The organism is Marinobacter mangrovi (assembly GCF_016798325.1).
In the GTDB taxonomy this organism is placed as follows: domain Bacteria; phylum Pseudomonadota; class Gammaproteobacteria; order Pseudomonadales; family Oleiphilaceae; genus Marinobacter_A; species Marinobacter_A mangrovi.
This window is the reverse complement of sequence record NZ_JAERVO010000003.1, coordinates 444,376-462,794: the sequence shown is the minus strand read 5'-3', so window position 1 is coordinate 462,794 and position 18,419 is coordinate 444,376. Positions and strand designations below refer to the sequence as shown.

The 18,419-nt window shown below is 61.6% G+C and carries 10 protein-coding genes; all 10 read right to left on the bottom strand.

From position 1 onward, the window contains the following. Positions 1-77: 77 nt before the first annotated feature. Positions 78-1,133, bottom strand: a complete 1,056-nt coding sequence (locus JL474_RS11755) for a hypothetical protein (protein ID WP_203142198.1) — start codon at positions 1,131-1,133, stop codon at positions 78-80. Then, on the bottom strand, positions 1,126-5,190 hold the full coding sequence (locus tag JL474_RS11750) for a hypothetical protein (protein WP_203142197.1): 4,065 nt from the start codon (positions 5,188-5,190) through the stop codon (positions 1,126-1,128). The genes JL474_RS11755 and JL474_RS11750 overlap by 8 nt, the downstream gene beginning before the upstream one ends. A 12-nt stretch (positions 5,191-5,202) precedes the next feature. Continuing rightward, on the bottom strand, positions 5,203-5,766 hold the full coding sequence (locus JL474_RS11745) for a DUF4123 domain-containing protein (RefSeq protein ID WP_203142196.1): 564 nt from the start codon (positions 5,764-5,766) through the stop codon (positions 5,203-5,205). Between the two features lie 12 nt (positions 5,767-5,778). Beyond that, positions 5,779-7,890 (bottom strand): type VI secretion system Vgr family protein, encoded by a 2,112-nt coding sequence (locus JL474_RS11740; RefSeq protein WP_203142195.1) that lies wholly within the window; start codon positions 7,888-7,890, stop codon positions 5,779-5,781. 89 nt (positions 7,891-7,979) lie between these two features. Continuing rightward, positions 7,980-8,267 (bottom strand): type VI secretion system PAAR protein, encoded by a 288-nt coding sequence (locus tag JL474_RS11735; RefSeq protein WP_123636571.1) that lies wholly within the window; start codon positions 8,265-8,267, stop codon positions 7,980-7,982. A gap of 107 nt (positions 8,268-8,374) precedes the next feature. Then, positions 8,375-11,971: a type VI secretion system membrane subunit TssM gene (gene tssM, locus JL474_RS11730; protein WP_203142194.1), complete on the bottom strand. Its 3,597-nt coding sequence runs from the start codon at positions 11,969-11,971 to the stop codon at positions 8,375-8,377. Between the two features lie 81 nt (positions 11,972-12,052). Continuing rightward, positions 12,053-13,486, bottom strand: coding sequence for a type VI secretion system protein TssA (gene tssA, locus JL474_RS11725; RefSeq protein WP_203142193.1), 1,434 nt, complete (start codon positions 13,484-13,486; stop codon positions 12,053-12,055). Between the two features lie 32 nt (positions 13,487-13,518). Then, the gene (gene vasI, locus JL474_RS11720) at positions 13,519-14,163 is read right to left on the bottom strand and encodes a type VI secretion system-associated protein VasI (RefSeq protein WP_203142192.1); all 645 of its coding nucleotides are present in this window, start codon (positions 14,161-14,163) and stop codon (positions 13,519-13,521) included. Positions 14,164-14,165: 2 nt separating this feature from the next. After that, positions 14,166-15,746 (bottom strand): sigma-54 interaction domain-containing protein, encoded by a 1,581-nt coding sequence (locus JL474_RS11715; RefSeq protein WP_236012199.1) that lies wholly within the window; start codon positions 15,744-15,746, stop codon positions 14,166-14,168. A 9-nt stretch (positions 15,747-15,755) separates the two neighbouring features. Further along, a complete protein-coding gene (tssH, locus tag JL474_RS11710) occupies positions 15,756-18,407 on the bottom strand; it encodes a type VI secretion system ATPase TssH (protein WP_203142191.1) in 2,652 nt (883 codons plus the stop codon). Positions 18,408-18,419: the final 12 nt, after the last annotated feature.

Sequence of the window (18,419 nt, the reverse complement as noted above, 5' to 3'; positions counted from 1 at the left end):
GTTTTGTACGAAGTCCCAAAGGGCGTAGCAGGGTTCTGCTAACCTGCCCTTTACCCTTTGCAGTAAAAGCTCATGACCTAACTGCTCGTGTAAACCACCTTTCCGGCCATGATATTGTCCCGGCTCTGCATGCTCATCATTCGCACATTGAGGCTCATTTCGTTTTCGCACGCCTTGAATGTCTCATCGTCCATATCACGCCAATAACGTTCAGGGCGATTGGTTCGACGGTCGTATTCGACAGTCACCGGGTCCTTGTGGCGATGGGGTTCCAACACGGGGATATCGGGCAGTGGCCGAGTGACGTCCATATAGTTCTGGATAAAATCCCACATCGCATAACAGGACTCTGGCATGCTGTGATCGCCGGTAGCCGCTCCGATGTCGACCTCGCATGGGCTATACCGATGAAAGAGCCGCAGTCGATTCAAAGCGCCGTAGCGGTCGGCTCGGGCACTGACCCAGGCATCGAACTCTATAAACGGGAACTGCTTGGTCTCTGGTTTGCCGCGAGGAATAAACGGGATTTTAAATGGATATTTCCAGACGGTTACCATGCCCGTGCGTCGATTGAACTCCCATATCGGGCCTTTTCCGGATTTCAGAATCCAGCCGAGACAGTACTTGATCAGCAAGTCCGATACCAACCAGATTCCTCCAGGAATCCCAAGCAGACACGCGAAAAAAAACCAGTGATTGATGATATCTTGCCAGTAAGCATCGTTCGAAGTTGCAGACCAAGCTAATAGCAACGTAACGATCGTAAGTGGAACCAAAATTTTAACAGCAAGCTTAGATAGACCCTCCATCAAATCCAGTATCTGAACCCTTTTCGCTAACGGCGCAAAGCGAAAGCACTCATGATCCATTTCCCCTTGATCATCAATATTGTCCAACAGACTGCCATGTCGCTCAATTTCACGCAGAGCCTTTGGGGTAGCGACTGAGAAGACTCGGTCAGGGACGACGTTGTCGGCATGTCCCCACGGCAACCGGGCTGACGCCATGCGCTTTAAAGCCGACTGATTGGGATCCAAGAGTTGCGGTCGCTGCTTTGGTAGCTTTTCCGGATGGTAGGCTGCATTCCCATAATAAAGACCATCCCCACCTGTCATTGCCGGCGCATCATCCATCTTGATTAACCTGTTCATCGAACCAAAAGTCTTTATCTGTTTCTGAAAAATCTGGCGTTGTATGCTCCGGATCAGCCTTATCATATGTCAACGGATCGTCCGGTGGCGGTGCCGGGAACACCACATCACGCCCATCGTCCTGAACATGAATCTGAGCCCTTACGCTCCACGCATAGGTATACAAGTTTGTTCGCGTGCCTCCGAACCAGCTTTTCTTTTCAACTCTATGAGGCTTGGGAGTCTTTAAATAAACCAACCATCCGTTATCTATCTTCTCCCTGAACAAGGCGTACTTTTTCAATTCTTCGCCCTCAATAAGGCGTTGTCCTGGCGGCAACTCAAACCGACCTCTCCCAGTTTTTTCAGAAGGGCTGGATTCAACGTGCGCATCAACTTTTTCTACAAGACGCAAGTAAGCATCCAATCTTTTCTTCTCTGAATCCTCGAACAAACCGGGAATGGGACTCTCAATCCGTAGGCAGGAATCGGCTTCAAGTTGCGCTTCCAGCAGCTTGCCTTCGCTCTCAATGGTGCCCTTAAGCACCTCGGCTCGTTTCTGGTTGGACTCCCAAGAGATTCGCACGCCCATTAACAGGCTAATCAACCGGTAGTACGACTCGTCAGGGTCTTTAAGAAAAGACAGCTCCGTTGAATCGCCAAACGGCCCCTGACTCATCCAGGTCTCTATGGGGTCTTCGCTGAACCACCAAACGCCAAGTGCTCCAGCAATGGATAGAGCAATGCCGATCGCCATCCACCCTAAGGGGCCGATAAACAGAAGAGTGGCCCCAACACTACTGATGGCCATCGCAAAACTGCCTGCTGCAAGCAAACTGTAACCAATGCCAACCCCTGTGTTCCCCATATCAAAAGCATGGAAGGCGTCGGACAGAAATATAAAACCGGTAGCCAAAGCACCTGCTGCACCAAGCGCCGCTCTCATCACAACCGGTCCGCCTGCCAACCTCGCTAGTAATAAGCCTATTCGACCGCTAACCTCCTTATCCAGCTTCGCAGACATCGCAGTAACTAATCGACTCGTTCGGCCAAGCTGTTTGGGTATCGCATTCTGAAATCGCTCTGCGAGTATACTTGCGGTAAGAGTTAAATCGTATGCAGCACTTCCTAGCCCCCCGAAAGCTCTTATTACGCCTCGCTTCCTTTCTAGGGCGTCGTAACTGCTATAGTTGGCAGAAAAATTATAAACTTCTACCAACATCACAAACGCAGGTAAAACAGGCGTGTTCAAAGAGCGATATGCCACCCCACCCTTCGTCTCGGCAATGACCTTTTGAGGGGCATCTACATCCTCCCGCAGCGACCCCATGCGTGATGTAAGCTCCTTGAACTTTTTATTTGCCTCATCAAGTTGTTCAGTTGCAGTTTGAAGACGCTGCCGAGCGTTGGTACCAGCGTGCCCCCCTTCAACGAAAGCCTTCTTGGCCGCCTCTGCTTGCTTCTCTGCCGCGATGACCGCACTTTCCTTGCTGCTGAGTTCGAGCAGAGCCTTTGCCGCCTTGGCGCTCTTCGGTAAAACCAGAAGCCGCGCTTCTTCTGGCGCTTCCGAGTCAATGCCTTGGGCGTTTGCCCGTCTTCTATTTGTCGATGCGACGGACGTTCGTTCTTCGGTGCTTTCATCAAAGATGTCACCAAAAACCCGAACACCTTGATTGGTGTTCGATTCATCGCCCAAATCATCCAGCCAGCCGATCACGTAGTAATCACTTTGTAGAGCTTTGGACAGACGCTCAAAAGTCATTTCACCCCAAAAATTGGGGAGTGAAGCTCGAATTTGTTGGAGAGACGCCGCGTACAAACGCATCTTTGCGGTTACAGCCTTGCTATTGATCTCATTCAGTTGTCTTGCCTTTACTTGCCTGGCTTGCTGCAAGTTCCTTTTTTTTTCGCCAAGCTCTTCATACAGTTCATCCACTCTTGCGACGGTATTCCGGGCGGCCGCTCTTTGTTTTCTGAGGTTCCCTCGCTCGTCATTGACTTCGTTCAGCTGCTTGTCGAGATCGACCAACTCCTGGCGCTTCTTCTTGAACTCAGGGTCATCGGTCAGCTTTTTCTCAGCGTCATGAATGGCTGACCAAAGCTCGCCGTGGATATTCATCAGAATCCCACTACCGGCCCGCACGTAAAATGCCAGCATCGACGTAAAAACGCCCTCATGTGCGGCCGCAACGAGTTCGAGACCGTGAAATGTTTGGACGTCTTCAACTTTGGGCAAGTCCGCATTCTCCAGCTTCGCCAGTTCGGTCCCGCGAAACAGACCGCTGCCATCGTTTTCTTCCGGCTCATCTGGCACAACGTAAGGGGATTCGAGCGTTTCGGGAGTTGCCTTGGGGAAAAGAATGCTAAAGAGCGAAGCACTGTTCTCGCCCCGACAAAAGCCTCGAAACCATTGCTTTGCATCGTTTTCTGAGGTGTCGCCTTTGTGCAGGTTCAGTGCATCGGCTTCGCGAGAGTCTTTTACCAGATCCTTCATGATACCGCTGACGAACTGAAACGCTCCGGCGTAGTCGAAACCATCGCACGTAAACATATCGGTCAACGCGCTTTGTATTCCAATATTGTTAACGGCGACCAGTAAGTCACGCTGGAGATGCTCAAAATACCGTTGCGCCATCGTCCGTTCAGAGTTCGCAACCGAACGATCAATTTCATTGCGGCCCGTCGAAGATAGCTCTGAAATAAACTTGTGGAGAGGGTTTGGCTTACCATCGAAGTCGGAAGGCACGATGGTGGAATGGACAAGAAATGCCGAATCGAAATAGGGCCGACATTTGGCCCTTCTTACCGCCGCACTGTTGAACCAGTCAGCTATCAACTTTCGCTGGGTAAGATAGCGTAGACGATAAATGCCATCGTCTACCGAGATGCATCCAATGCCTCGATCCCGTGCATCCTGCAAAGCGTCAGGAACACACTGACCGCCTGATTCCCAGAGTGAGGGCTCCGAAGACCCGGCGTTATCGCTCTGATCCTCTTGCCTTGCTTCCTCTGCGTTGTCGTTGCTGCTTTCCAGTTCTTCCAAGGTTCTTTCAAGGCAAAGCGATAAAGCGCCCATTTCCGGACGCTCGTCCTCGTATATCTCGTCCTCGAGCTCTTGGGACTCTTGCCGTTGATGAATCGTTTTGGCGTCATTCCAACTTGCTTTGGGATATTCACCATTAACGTCACACAGGTAGCGACCAGGACGGTCACATTGCCACTCTACTGCCGGTTTGCGAGGGCGCTGGGGTTTGAGATTCTCGGCGAGGAAAGCATGATCAGGTCCGGTGCCAAACAGACGCGTTTCACCTTCCTCGGTATCTGGCCTTTCAAGCTCAAGATGAATGAAGTTGAACCGGTCTTCGCGATTTCGGCCCGATTTTTCGAAGTACCTCAAACGGGCGGAAGGCAGTTGAAACTCACTGTAGGCCACCTGTATATCCAGCCAAGCACCATTTATGCGAGCAGGCAACCAAATCTCAGTCAGACCGGTGCCCGTCGCTTTCCGGGAACCATACTCAAACCCGCCTTCTGCTCGATACTGCGATACCGGTACATCGTGGTAAGTCGTCACACCTTTTTCAGAGATTCGGACTTCAATTTCTCTCCAGAGCTTTCCTTCATGAAATATGTAAAGAAATCCTGCACGCAGCATGACGTGATGGGCCGGGTTACTTTCCTTCAGGGTTACCCCCTGGATCAACGTCGCCGGCACTACCGGGAGAATGACATGCTTCTGGCGCTCAGACTGTCGTTCGACAGCCCCCTCCTCCTTCAGGAACGGTACCCGGATTGGATCGCCTTCATCCGCGGCCATTTCCAACCAGACGTTTTTGTCATCTTCGCCTTTCATAGGCCAGACATGGAGAATACTGTCGTCCAACTCTTCCGTTTTGACCTGATTCTCTAACCACTCCTGCTGAACCATATTCGTGGTGTCGAAAAGACGAAATGACTGACCCTCAGGATGGTTCTTACCAATGACTTCAATGATCAGGTTCTCGCCTTCACAGGCTGGGCCAGTGCTGGCTGAAGCTTGGTTCGTTTGGTTTTCTGACATCCTTGTCTTCCTTTAACTGCGAGGCTGGCCGTTGTTGCGGCGACTTGCTAGAACTGTAATCGCCTGAAGCTGCGACGAACTCAGGCTGGGTCTGGTAGGGTCGGCTACCGGCTCCGGATATTCCAACGAGTGCCATGCCCCTGATTCCACGTCTTCCACCCAGTAGTGCCCGTGCTGGATGGTCTCCCCTATCCTTTCTCCGGTTGTACAGAGAGCGTGCCAAATCAGTGGGTCGTAGTAGCGCAGCAGTCCGGTTCGAGGTGGGTCGAAGACGACGGTCAGTCGTTGCCGGGCCCAGGACAATACGGTATCGAAATCGTCCTGCGACTCCAGGATCAGACCACGCCAGCCTTCCGGGCTTTGCATATCATCTATAACGCTTCGCAAAAACGGTGAGCCGGCATCGATCTTTATCACTAAAGGGCTTTCCGATTGGTAGGAGGCCCACTCCGTATCCGCAAACAGGTACTGCCAATGGGGCTGCGGCTCAAGGTCATACAGTCCTGGCAGAACAGGCCGCTTCGGATGACCCTCGATAATGACGAATACAGTCTTGCTGTTCAGCTTTGGTTTCATGATCGCCCTCGCCTATACGACTGAAGACTTGCCGCAAGGGCAGTCACTCAGAGGGCAGGTACCATCGGGCTGCTCCTGGCATTGCTCCACCAAAGCTGAGCGTTGAATTCGCGCCTGTTTAAGGCGGTGTATGACCACGGGCTTGGCCACAGGGCGTTGACCGACTTCAGCCAGAACCTCGGGCTCGACCTTCTCGCCCTTATGCGCTTCCAGGGTCTGGGGCGCGTCCGGCACCTTAACGCCCTGCCCCGATCCACTCCCCGCCGAACCACCCGCATTGAGGTTAATCGCCGGACCACTCAGGGCCACGCCGCTGGGGTCGATCTTGACGAAGCTGCCGCCGCCTTTGAGGGTGATTTCGGCGCCGGCTTCGATGACGGCTTTCTGGCCCGCCTTGATGTGCAGTTCCTGTCCGGATTCGCTGAGCCAGGCGCTGCCGGCTTTGAGGTGGATCGTTCCGGTGACGTCGAAGCTGTGGTCCTGGCACACCTTCTCCCGCTTCTCCCCATCGATGGTGCTGTGGTCGTTGGCCTGGATGTGGGCGTAGCGGTCGTTGTCGACGGTCAGGTGGCTGTTGTTGTGGACCACCTCGGTGCGGTCGTTCTCGGTCAGCAGGTCCAGGTCCTTCTGGGCGTGGACGTAGATCTGTTCCTTGTCCGCCTCGTCCTCGAAGCGCAGTTCGTTGCTGCCCTCGCCCTTGTGGGTCTGGGTCTTTAAGGTCGTGCGGGTCTTGTGCTCCGGCAGCGCATACGGCGGCGTGTTGGTGGCGTGGTAGGTGCGCCCGGTGATGATCGGCTGGTCCGGATCGCCATCGAGGAAGGAGACGATGACCTCGTGGCCGATGCGGGGTAACGCCATGAAGCCGTAGCTGCCCCCGGCCCAGCCCTGGCTGACCCGCAGCCAGGCGCTGCTGTGTTCGTCGTTCTGGCTGTAACGGTCCCAGGGGAACCGGACCTTGACCCGGCCGTGCTCGTCGCAGTGGATTTCTTCACCTTGGGGTCCGGTGACGATGGCGATCTGCGGGCCGTCCATGATCGGTCTGGCGGGCGGCTCCGGCCGCCAGGCGGTATCCCCCGGCACACTCTTGAAGGTGTTGCTGTAGGTGGTGGGCTCGGAACCGCCTTCCTCTTCCAGCGCCTGGGGCTGCTTGCCGGTGTGTTTGACGGTGGTGATCAGCCAGTCCCGGTTGAGGCTGTCGGTGCTGTGGCCGGAGAGGGTGACCTTGGCCCCGGCGCTGAAGTCCGGGCGGTTGCTCTCGCCACTTCCGAGGCTGGCGTCCTTGCGCAGGCTGTCCAGTCTCGCTTCGGTGTAGGGCTGGCCGGAGGCATCGCCCTTGAAGCGGCCCGGGTAGTCGTAGTGTTCGTAGTCGCTGCGCTGGCTGTCCAGGTCGGCCGCATTGGCTTCGTGCATCAACGCGTAGGCGGGGTTCTTGAAGGTGTAGTCCTTCAGGGCCACGCCGGCGACGGAGACGGTCTCGGTGTAGCTGAATTTAAAGACGCAGGGGGTCTTGTGGGAACCGCCTGAGGTGGCGTTGTAGCCCACTTCCGGCAGCTGCGGGGCGTCCCGATGATGATCCGCAATGACAATGGGCTGACCCGCCGTCGCCTGATCGAACCGGTAGTGCCAGCCTTCCTCGGCGGCGATCCGGGACAGGAACGCCAGATCCGTTTCCCGGTGCTGGACGCAGTATTCCCGTTCCTGGGGCGTGCGCTTGAGATCAAAGGTCTTGTCCACCAGCCCCCGCTCGTCCAGCAGGGTGCCGAGAATCACATCCGGGGTCTGCTGCTGGAAGATGCGGCTGTTGTGCATCAGCCCCAGGCGCCACAGGGCGGGTCGCACTTCCACTTCGTAGCGGGTGCGACGATGGCCGCTGTCGCCCCGGCTGAAGGCGGTGACGATCCCCTGGACGTTGCGCAGGGCCTGGCCGTCCTGCCAGACCACCAGCTCCATGCCTTTGTCCAGCACATCGCTGGCGGCAATGTCCGCAAAGGCGCTGGCCAGCTTCAGGGTCAGGGTAAAGGGCCGGGACAGGTGCTCTTCGAGTTCAAACTCGACCACCGCAAAGGTGTCGTCCGGCAGGGTGCCGAGGCGGGCCGTGAACTGAAGGCCGGTTGGCTGAGACATGTGATTCGTCCTTGATCAGTACTGCGTTGCTTCCTGCAACCCGGCGCGGTCCTACGCCGGGCGACTACCCAAACACGAGCGCGACGGCGTTATCCGCCGGAACCGGACCCACTGCCAATCACGATACCGCCGCAGGTGACCGCATCGCCGGTCAGGGCAATGGGCTTGCCTTCCACCAGCACGGTCGGATTGCCGCCGGCAATGGCGCGGGGATGGGTGCCGCTGTTGGGCTTGGTGTGGGGTGCCAGTGGATCGCCCTGGCGGGCCACCGGCTTGCCGTCCATCAGTACGGTGCTGCTCGCAGCGATCACCGGCGTGGGCGGGTAGCCTTCATGATCGGTGCCGATATCGCCCAGCAGTACAACTTTCTTACCCATGTTGTCTCTCCCTGATGCGGCATTCCACACGGAATGCCGGTTCCTTCGTGCAGTGTGGCCCGGTCACGCCGGGCCCACAATACGACCTGTTGCCAAGCGCCCGCGCCTCAGTAGAGGCTGCGCGGGATCTGGTAACCCGCCAGAAGCTGCTGGGTGAACGGGTTGACGTTGCCGGCGGCGTGCAGCCGGTACTGGACGCTGCCGTCATCGATGCGGAATTTCACGTCGATGGCGCTGGGGCTGACACCGGTGATGTCGGCCTTGTCCAGCAGCCGGAAGAACGCCCAGGGTCCGCGCGCAATGCGGCTGCGGGGTGAGCGGTTCACTTCCACCGGCACCAGGGTCACTTCGCTCTCGACGGTGTCGCGCAGCGTGTTCGGCCAGATCAGCGGAATACTCTGCCGCGGCCCGTGGCTGAATTCAACCAGTTGGCCATCGATGTTCATGACACTGCGCCGTTTGTTGGCGGACAGGTTCACCGGCTCCAGCGCGAACTCCACGTCCAGGCTGCCGTTGCGGGTGAAGAACGCCTGCCGGATCTGTTTGGCCTGGTCCAGCGCGGTCATGACGTCGCGACGAATCAGCGTGGCCCGTTTGCTGAGGGCGATGTGCTCCGGATGATCTTCCAGGAACAGCTTCAGCTTGTTCTTGTAGAAGGTATCCAGGATGCCGTCCGGCGCGAAGAAGCGCTCGAAGTCCTGCAGGGCCGCGTCACGACCGGCGTTGCTGTTGAACGGGTAGTTGCGCGCCAGGCTCTGCTGGAACGGCTGGTAGACCTCGTCGTACCACTGCCGCTCGAGCTGGGCGATGGCCTTGTCCAGCACCACGCGCCAGCTTTCCGCGGCGACCTTGTTGAGCATGCGGTCGACCGGCGTCGGCATGGTGCGGGCCATACGCTGCAGGGTGAAGATCGGGTCGGCGCCTTCCAGGGTCAGCCGGTCGCGGGCTGCGGCCAGGGCCGCCTTGCCGCTGTCCGGGGATTCCTGGATGCCGCGCAGGTAGTCGTGCAGCGAGCGCAACACCGTCTGGATCTCCTCGATCTGCGAGGGCGTGTCGCCTTCCTTCTGGAACAGGCCGTTGATGCCGCCGAACTGCTGCTCGATGTCCTGAGCCATACGATACGCCGGCGATTTTTCCAACGCCTCGCGGGCCTCTTCCGGCTGGTCGGCCTGGGAGGGATACAGCTGGGTGTTGGCCTTGACCGATTCCAGCAGTTCCACCAGCGGCTCGCGGGTGCCGGTCAGGCTTTCCAGCACGCGGACGCCGTCGTTGAGGTCCTGGAAGTCGCGGATCGCCAGATGGTTCAGGGCACCGCGCCAGGTCTTCGCGTAATCCTCGGCGTAGTGGCTGCGCAGCTCGGATTGCAGGCGCTGTTCGTCCGCCTTGCTGAAGTCCACGTCATTGCGGCGACCAAGGACCCAGGCGTCCACCAGGGCCAGTTCGGTGACCTGCTCGGACTCCCGTACGAAGTAGTGCTTCATGCCGTCGCTGGTCAGCATGCGCGGGATCTGCAGCGGATCGTCATCGGCGTTCATGACGTTATCCACCGGCTTGTCGTGGTCGTCGATTTCAGTGAACACCAGCTGGAACGCGGGACCACCCTTGCCTTTCAGGTCCAGCGGCGCCGCCAGGTCACGCCGGCCACGATGACGCAGCTGGTCGTACACGCGATCCGGCGTGGCCATCTGGCCCAGTTCCTTCTGCGCCCACTTCACGCTGTTCTGGAACGGCGCCAACGCGGTATCGGCGGCGATGTCGCCCCGGGCCTGACGGTCCGCCAGGTCGGTGTAGTTCATGGCGTATTCCAGGTGCTGCAGCAGGCGCTCCTGCACGGCACGCTGGCCGGGATACTGGGACTGCCAGTAGCGGGACATGTAATCCATGACGATGTCGTTGCGACGGCCGCTGGCGTCGTACAGCATGCGCAGCACCCGCAGGTGGGCGAGGCGATCGGCACTGCCTTCGGGCAGTTGGTTCATCTCGTCCATGACGCCTTCCATCAGTGCCGGCAGGAACTGGTAGGAGAGCATGTCGAGATAGGACTTATCGACTTCCGGGCCCACCTTGTCACCCTGGTAGAGCCCCATGTCGCTGACCGCCGGCCACTTGTTGCGGTAGTCGCCGAACGCCAACGTGGCGTCCCGCAGCTGGTTCAGCGGCGCCAGCAGGTTACGGCCGGTGGGATCCAGGGTCTGGCCGATGCCGGTGGGCTGCCAGTCGTCCAGGAAGCCGTGCACCCGGTTCTCTACCTGCTGGGCGGCGGTGGCGTTCTTGATGAAGTAATGGTGCCAGCCAGCGGTCATGCCCAGACCGGCAGCAACCGCAAGCACGGCCGCGGTGGCCATGGCGCGACGGCGCTGTTTGGTGACGCGCACGTTGTCCCCTGCCAGCCCGGCTTCCGGATAGATGATTTCCGGGAACAGCCGCTCGCTGAAGAAGGTCATGGACTGGCCGCTGCGCTGGGCCGGCTGGATGGCGTCCGCCAGCCCGTAGTGGCGAGCGGTCGCGGAGATGAACGCGTCTTCCGGCACCCCTTCCTGATAGACGGAGGTGAAGTAGACCCCGCGCACCAGGGCCGGTGTGGAGAAGGCGTCCGCCGCCAGCATTTCCGTCAGGAACTGCTGGGTGACCGGCATCAGGCCCGCCACCTGGCGGCTGAAGGAATAGATCGCAGCCCGCTCTTCCGGATCACGGCTCTCGGACAACAGCTGCGGGACCCGCACATTGATCTGGTCCACCAGCTTGTGGAACGCCGCCTCGAACTGGTCCAGCCACTGATCCGGGTCCTGCAGGGATTCCAGCTCGAAGGTGAAGCCCAGCGGCTGTTCCCGCTCGGCCTTGTTCAGCTTGCGGAAGAACGCGGTGAAGCCGTGCAGCAGGTCCATTTTGGTGAAGCTGACATACACCGGCAGGCGCGAGCCGATCTGCTCCATCAGCTCCCGCAGGCGAGTGCGCAGCAGCACCGCCTGGGTCCGGCGTTCGGCCTCGCCCAGCGAGCTCAGGTAGGCCAGGTCGATGGTCAGGATCACGCCGTTCAGCGGCCGGCGCGGGCGGTGCTCTTCGAGCCAGGCGATGAAGTGCTTCCACAGGCGTTCCTGCAGGCTGGCGCCGTTGGCGGAACCGCTGTCCTGACTGAGCAGCTCACCGTCCGGGTCGATCACGACGGCGTCGTCGCTGATCCACCACTCGAAGCCCAGCGGGTTGCGCTCGGTCTGGCGGTTGCGGGTAACGTTGGTCAGGGTAAAGGTCTGGCCGGAGCGCTGTACCAGGCTGGTCTTGCCGGCGCCTTCCAGGCCCATGGCCAGGTACCAGGGTAGCCGGTAAATGCCGTTGCGCCCGCGGATGTTGTTGCGCAGGGACGACAGGTTGCGGTTAAGCAGCCGGGTCTGGCGCCGCTCGTAGACCAGGATCGGGTCTTCCTCCTCCTGGCGCGCCTCGGCCTGGGCCTTGTCTACTTTCTTCAGGCGACGGGACAGGATCCAGCCCCAGAATACGGCCACCAGCAGGACGAGCCCCAGGGTCACCATGGCACGGGTCTGCCAGTTGGCCAGCGGCACCTCGCCGCGCCATTCCCAGGTCGGCCCCAGCCACCATATGGCGGCCACCAGCAAACCAAACCCCAGGGCGAGCACAATGGGGCCACCGGTACGGATAAACGGCCAGAGCTTCTTGCCGATCTTGATTAGCGTGCTTCGGATTTCCATGCCTTTACTTCCTGCTTTCCCTGAAGGGTGGCGTTGCGATGCCCCCGGTTAAAACGGTGTCCAGCTTGCGTGTCGGTGCCGTCACGACAGGCGCTCCAAATGCGCCACCAGCGACGGTTCCCAGTCTTCCAGCGTGCGGCCGACGGTCTGGTCCCGCAGGTCGCCCACCTGTTGTTTGGCGAGGGTTTTCAGACCGCTGTCCCGCAACAGCTCGGCGCTCATCAGGCGCCAGTAGAACTGGGCCCGTGGTTCCTTGGCCTTGGCCAGGCCGTCTTCCAGCAATTTCATCGCCGGCGCCAGACCGTCCTGTTTGAGGACGTCCTGGGCGGTTTCGTAGGCCTTCTGCCAATCGGCACCCCGTGCCTGCTTGCCCGCGCCACCGGGGCTGCTGGTGAGCAACCACTCACGTACCGGCTTGGGCAGGAACGGCGAGCCGTCCGAGAAGGTCATGTCGGCCAGGGCCGGAAGCCGTTCGACGAAATCCTTGAGGGCCGTGCGGATCGCCTCGGCGCACTTGGGATGACCGGTCTGCTCCGCCGCCTGGGCGCTTAAATAATGGCCTTCCAGCCAAAACGGGCTGACCGACAGGCTTTGTTCGATGCGGCCCCAGAGCGTCATATCCGCGCCCCGGCCCAGACTCTCGCGGTAATCGGACACCCGGTCCGAACTGACCGCCGCCAGATCGCTACGCCCGCCCTTGCGGGCCGGCGGCGTGGTGGTGATGCTGTGCCAGATGGCGAAGCGACGGATCTGGTAGCCCAGCGGCGAGCCGGGATCCAGATCGGTCAGCAGATCGGCGACCCGCAGCAGGCTCTGGCGGGTGGCGCGTTCGTCCTTGGGGTCCAGGGTCAGGTGACCCAGGCCGCCCGACGAGGCGCTGCTGGACGTGGTCGTCGTCGACCGCTGCGCGGGCACTTCGGCCGACTTGGCCGCCGGGGCCGATTCCTCGCGCACCTGCCCCACTTCCGGCAGGTTATTAACCGCGTGGCGCAGGTCCGTAACGGCCTCGGTGGGCAGCGACTCATCCTCGGCCAGGGCCAGCAGGCGGTCCAGCTGGTCCAGGCAGAACTGACGGCCGTCGCCGAGGCCGCTGTCAAAACTGAGCCGGGTGACTTCGGCGCCGGCGCGCTGCATCATCTGGCCGAACAGCATACGGCGCGGGCGGGCGCCCTTGGATCCCGGGTAGGGCCAGGCGTCCTGCCACCAGCCCTGCATCACCTCGCACAGCAGGTGGATCGACAGGGCAAAGCGTTCGCCGCTGCCGCCGCGCTGCAGCGCCAGCAGCAGGAAACCCAGCACCTTGAGGTCCTTGGTGATGTCCGCCAGCAGGCGCAGGGCCTCCTGCTCCACCTTGCCCCAATCGATGTCGCCATGGGCCAGCGAGCCCATTTTCATGATTTCGTTGTCGAGGAATTCCAGCGTCGGATCTTCCTCCAGCTTGCTGCCCTGGGGCGATTCACCCGCCAGTGGCGAGAGCACCTGTTCAACGTATGGATGTTGTTCGACTGCCTGCATGCTCGCCTACGTCCTGTGTCGTCCTTGATCGATTACCAGCCGCACTCGTCGCGCAGCGGTTCCAGCGCCTTGCGGAAGCCGCTGAGGTCAAACATCAGCCCGTCCAGGGCGCCTTCATCCGCCTGCAGACTCAGCTGGTTCGCATTGACCAGTCCGCGCAGGGTGCGGATGGCTGGCAGGCCGCGCCCGCCGCTCACCACATAACCGTCGTCCCGCACGCGCCAGGTCTGGGACTGGGTGCGGCCGTCGGTATCGAGCTGAAGGGCCACCCGCTCGGCGGAGGTGGCCTTCGGCAGCATCACGGCGAACCGGGTGATGTCGTTGTCACAGCGCACGGTCAGCAGCGGCCGGGGCGGCACCGCCCCCAGCGCGGGCACGGTCACCAGGTAACCGGCATCCCCCTGCCCTTCCAGCGCACCGTCTTCCGGGGTACGCCGGGCTTCCTGTTCGTAGGCCGCCTGCCAGGCCAGCGGCTTGGCCGCCGGTTCCGCGGCGGCCTGTTCTGCCAGGGTGCGGACCGGCGTACCGAAGACCGCATCGAAGCAGGCCAGGCGCTCCAGACGGGCCACTTTCTGGGTGCAGGCTTCCGCTGCCGCCAGCGTCTCTCCGCTATTGGCGTGAACCTGTGCAGACCACGCGACCAGCGCGATTACGGCCCATGAAAAACGCTGACGCATGATTATCCTGTCTCCGTTACATTGAACTTCTGGCACTTGTGCGCCAGCGTGCGCTTGGGCAGGCCCAGGCTTTCGGCGGCCTGGGCCCGGTTGCCGCCGTATTGGCGCAGTCGCGCACTGATCACCGCGGCTTCGAACGCCTGGGCCGCCGCGCGCAGGTCGTCGATGTCGTTCAACACCGGCACGCCCGGCTGCGGGACAGCCGCCTCGTCAGCCTCGTCCACCGGGGCTTCCTCCCAACTGGCCAGGGTGTCCAGCCGCAGGTCCTCGGCCTGGATGTCTTCCTGCTCCGGAGTCTGCACGCAGGCGAACTCGATGACATTGCGGAGTTCGCGCACGTTGCCCGGAAAGGCGTACTGCTTGAGGTATTCCAGCGCGTGGCTGCTGATCCCCAGCGGGCCCCGGCCCTCGCGTTCGCGGTAACCCTGGATGAAATGGCGGCAAAGCTGTTCCAGGTCCTCGGTGCGCTCCCGCAGCGGCGTGACCCGCACCGGGAACTGGCTGAGGCGGTAGAACAGGTCGCGCCGGAAGTCGCCATCCTTGATGCGGGTCTGCAGCGGCTGGTGCGTGGCGGCGACCAGCCGGAAATCCGAATGCACCTCATCTCGAGCGCCGAGCGGACGGAACTGGCGGGTCTCCAGCACGCGCAGCAGTTTGGACTGCAACGCCATGGGCATGTCGCCGATTTCGTCCAGGAACAGGGTGCCACCGTCCGCCTGGGCCAGGAGTCCCTGCTTGGCGGCATCCGCGCCGGAAAACGCGCCCTTGGTGTGACCGAACAGCTCGTTTTCCAGCAGGCTGTCGGGAATGGCAGCGCAGTTGACCACGATGAAAGGCCCGTCGCTGCGTGCCGAGAAATCGTGGATGCCGCGGGCCACCAGGTCCTTGCCGCAGCCGGTCTCGCCCTGCACCAGAACCGACAGTTGGCTGCCGGCGGCACGGATCACCTGGGCGCGCAGGTCGGCCATGGGTCGGGACTGGCCGACCAGACTCCGGGCCAGCAGATCGCTTTTCTGGCGTTCGGTCTCGGTGTCGCGCAGGGAGCTTAGAGAGCGGCTCAGCAGGCGCTGCTGCCAGAGCCGGTCGTCCCGATCCCGATGCGCTGCCCACTGCAGGCCGATCAAGGACAGCAAGCCGTCGTACAGCGGCTGGCCGACGATGTCGTCCCAGGCGGGATCCGCGCCGCACAACACCAGCATGCCGAGGGTCCGTTTGTTGTCCGCCTTCAGCGGCTGGATCCAGATGGAATCCGCGCCCCGGCTGGCATCGAACAGGCGGCTCAGGCCGGCGTGATCGAGCCGGGCGCAGGCCACGGACGACAGCGCGCGGGCCTTGCCCTCGCGCAGGACGTGGGCGAACGGGTGCGAGAAGTCATCGCACTCGAAACGCAGGTCCGCGTCCAGCGCCGGGCAGATCAGCGTGCGGCCGCTGGCGTCCAGTTCCAGTACCCAGCTCCGGCTCAGGCCAAACGCCCGTTCCAGCTGGGCGGTGGCGCAACCCAGCAGCGCCGCCCGATCCGGCTGACGCATCAGCTCCACCGCCAGGTCGATCCCGGTGTGCAGTTCCATCTGCATCCGTCCCATAGTGCGTCCTTAGCTTACGGTGCCGGTGAAGCGGCCGTCGGCGATGCCCAGCCGCACCTCGCTGACCGTTTCCCGGGCCGCGAGTTTTTCCAGCAGCGCCAGTGAGACCGGCGGCAGCAGCTCGCCCTCGATGATCGATTCCAGCATGCGCGCGCCGTTCTCGCTGCGGGTGGCGCGGCTGCGGATGGCGGCCACCAGGCCGTCTTCCAGCACCACCTCGGTGCGGTAGCGATCGCGGATCTGGTCCGCCAGACGCGCCAGCTTGTCGCCGACGATGCGGTCCAGCGTGCCCTCGCCCAGCGGCAGGTAGGGCACCACTTCCATGCGGGCCAACAGCGCGGGCTTGAAGAAGTCCGCCAGCACCGGGTAGAGGTCGTCGTCCAGGGCCGAGGCGTCAAACTCGCCGTCACGTTCGGCGTGTTGGACGATGGTCTCGTAGCCCAGGTTGGAGGTGAGGAAGAACACCACGTTCTGGCAATTGATCAGCCGGCCTTCGCCGTCCGCCAGCTCGCCTTTGTCGAACGCCTGGTAGAACAGGTTGAGCACTTCCGGATGGGCTTTTTCCACCTCGTCCAGCAGCACCACCGAATAGGGCTTCTGGCGGATCGCCTCGGTCAGGATGCCACCCTCGCCGAAGCCCACGTAGCCCGGCGGTGAACCGATCAGGCGCGAAACGGTGTGCTTCTCCTGGTATTCGGACATGTTGATGGTGGTCAGGAACTGACGACCGCCGTAGAGCAGATCGGCCAGTTGCACCACGGTCTCGGTCTTGCCCACGCCGGACGGGCCCACCAGCAGGAAGGCGCCCATCGGCCGGCCCGGACGGCGCAGGTCGGCCCGCGCGGTCAGCAGGTGCTGGTGCAGCGCGGCAATCGCCGGATCCTGGCCCTTGATGTGAGCTTCCAGGTGCTGCGGCAGATGAGTGATCTTCTGCAGCTCATCAGCGGTCATGCGGTTGACGGGAATGCCCGTCCAGTCGGCGATGACTTCCGCAATCTGGCGAGTGTCCACCAGGGCGTGTACCAGCGGCTCGTCCGCCTGGAGCTGGTCCAGTTCCTGTTGCAGGGCCGCGGCTTCCTGGCGCAGCGTGTCCGCATCCACCGTTTTGGTTTCAGCCTCTTCTGCCGTCTCGCCTTCTGATTTCGGCGCTTCCGGGGTCAGCAAACGCTCACGCACGTCGATCAGCTGGGCGACCAGCGCGCGCTGGTTTTCCCAGCGTTCCTGCAGTTCGGCGGCTTCCGCTTCCAGCGCGGCCACCTGTGTGGTGACGTCGCTCGTGCGTTCGGCATCGGTGTCCTGCCCCAGGTGAGTCTGGCGCTCGAGCAGTTCGTGTTCCATCTGCAGCTGGTGCAGTTCGCTACGCACGTGGCTGAGCCGGCGCGGCGGGGTGCTCAGGTTGAGACTGACGCGGGCCGCGGCGGTGTCCAGCACGTCGATCGCCTTGTCCGGCAGCTGGCGTCCGGCCAGGTAGCGGGCGGACAGGGACGCGGCGGCGGTCAGCGCGGAATCGTCGATCAGCACCTGATGGGCTTTCTCGTAGACCGGCCGCAGGCCCCGCAGGATGTGCACCGCCTGTTCGGTGGTCGGTTCGCCCAGCGCCACCGGCTGGAAGCGCCGGCTCAGGGCCGGATCCTTCTCGAAATACTTCTTGTACTCGCGCCAGGTGGTGGCGGCGACGGTGCAGAGCTCGCCGCGGGCCAGTGCCGGCTTGAGCAGGTTGGCGGCGTCGGAACCGCCTTCGCTGTTGCCCGCCCCGATCAGGGTGTGGGCCTCGTCGATGAACAGGATGATGGGCGTCGGTGAGGCTTTCACCGCTTCGATCACGCCTTTCAGCCGCTTCTCGAATTCACCCTTTACCGAGGCACCGGCCTGCATGGCGCCCAGGTCCAGCGCCCACAGCGCCACGTCTTTCAGACGATCCGGCACTTCCCCGGCCACGATGCGCAGAGCCAGGCCTTCCACCACGGCGCTTTTGCCCACGCCGGCGTCACCCACCACGATCGGGTTGTTCTTGCGACGACGGCAGAGGATGTCGATCATCTGGTCGATTTCGGCGTCCCGGCACAGCACCGGATCCAGCTCGTCGTTGCGGGCCCGCTCGGTGAAGTCCGACGCGTAGCGGCTGAGCATGGACTCGTCGGCCGCCACCGCAGCTGGCTTGCCGCCGTCACTCTCCGCGACAGGCTCTTCGATGGAGCCGCGGGTGATGGTGGCGAACTGGCGTTTGAGGTGTTCCCGGTTGAGGCCATCCAGCTCCCGGGCCACGCGCGGCATCAGGTAGCGGTCGGCGTTGAGCAGCAGCGCCAGGAAGATCGCGCCGGAGCGCAGCTGGCCGTGCTCCAGTTCCGTGGAGGCCAGCAGCCAGGCGTCCTGGATCAGCTCGATCAGCAGCGGCGAGAACGACGGATAGGCGTCGGCGGTCTGCGGGCCGCCTTCCAGGCTCTCGCCCACCAGCGGCTGCAGGACCATGTGATCGATTCCGGCCTGGTCAAGCATCAGGCGGATGTCGGAATACGGGGTTTCCAGCAGCTTGAACAGCAGGTGCGCCGGCATGATCTCGGCGCCCTGACGGGCAATGCACAGGGCCGCGGAGGCTTCCAGGCCTTCACGGCAAATCTCGTTAAGGCGCCCGATCAGCGCCGGTAATTCAACCCGAAGCATGTGCTCTCCTTG

Coding starts and splice junctions, on each gene's coding strand:
- JL474_RS11735 (WP_123636571.1), bottom strand. CDS start 8,267: ATGGGTAAGAAAGTTGTACTGCTGGGCGATATCGGCACCGATCATGAA.
- tssM (WP_203142194.1), bottom strand. CDS start 11,971: ATGGAAATCCGAAGCACGCTAATCAAGATCGGCAAGAAGCTCTGGCCG.
- tssH (WP_203142191.1), bottom strand. CDS start 18,407: ATGCTTCGGGTTGAATTACCGGCGCTGATCGGGCGCCTTAACGAGATT.
- JL474_RS11750 (WP_203142197.1), bottom strand. CDS start 5,190: ATGTCAGAAAACCAAACGAACCAAGCTTCAGCCAGCACTGGCCCAGCC.
- JL474_RS11740 (WP_203142195.1), bottom strand. CDS start 7,890: ATGTCTCAGCCAACCGGCCTTCAGTTCACGGCCCGCCTCGGCACCCTG.
- JL474_RS11745 (WP_203142196.1), bottom strand. CDS start 5,766: ATGAAACCAAAGCTGAACAGCAAGACTGTATTCGTCATTATCGAGGGT.
- tssA (WP_203142193.1), bottom strand. CDS start 13,486: ATGCAGGCAGTCGAACAACATCCATACGTTGAACAGGTGCTCTCGCCA.
- JL474_RS11715 (WP_236012199.1), bottom strand. CDS start 15,746: ATGGGACGGATGCAGATGGAACTGCACACCGGGATCGACCTGGCGGTG.
- vasI (WP_203142192.1), bottom strand. CDS start 14,163: ATGCGTCAGCGTTTTTCATGGGCCGTAATCGCGCTGGTCGCGTGGTCT.
- JL474_RS11755 (WP_203142198.1), bottom strand. CDS start 1,133: ATGGATGATGCGCCGGCAATGACAGGTGGGGATGGTCTTTATTATGGG.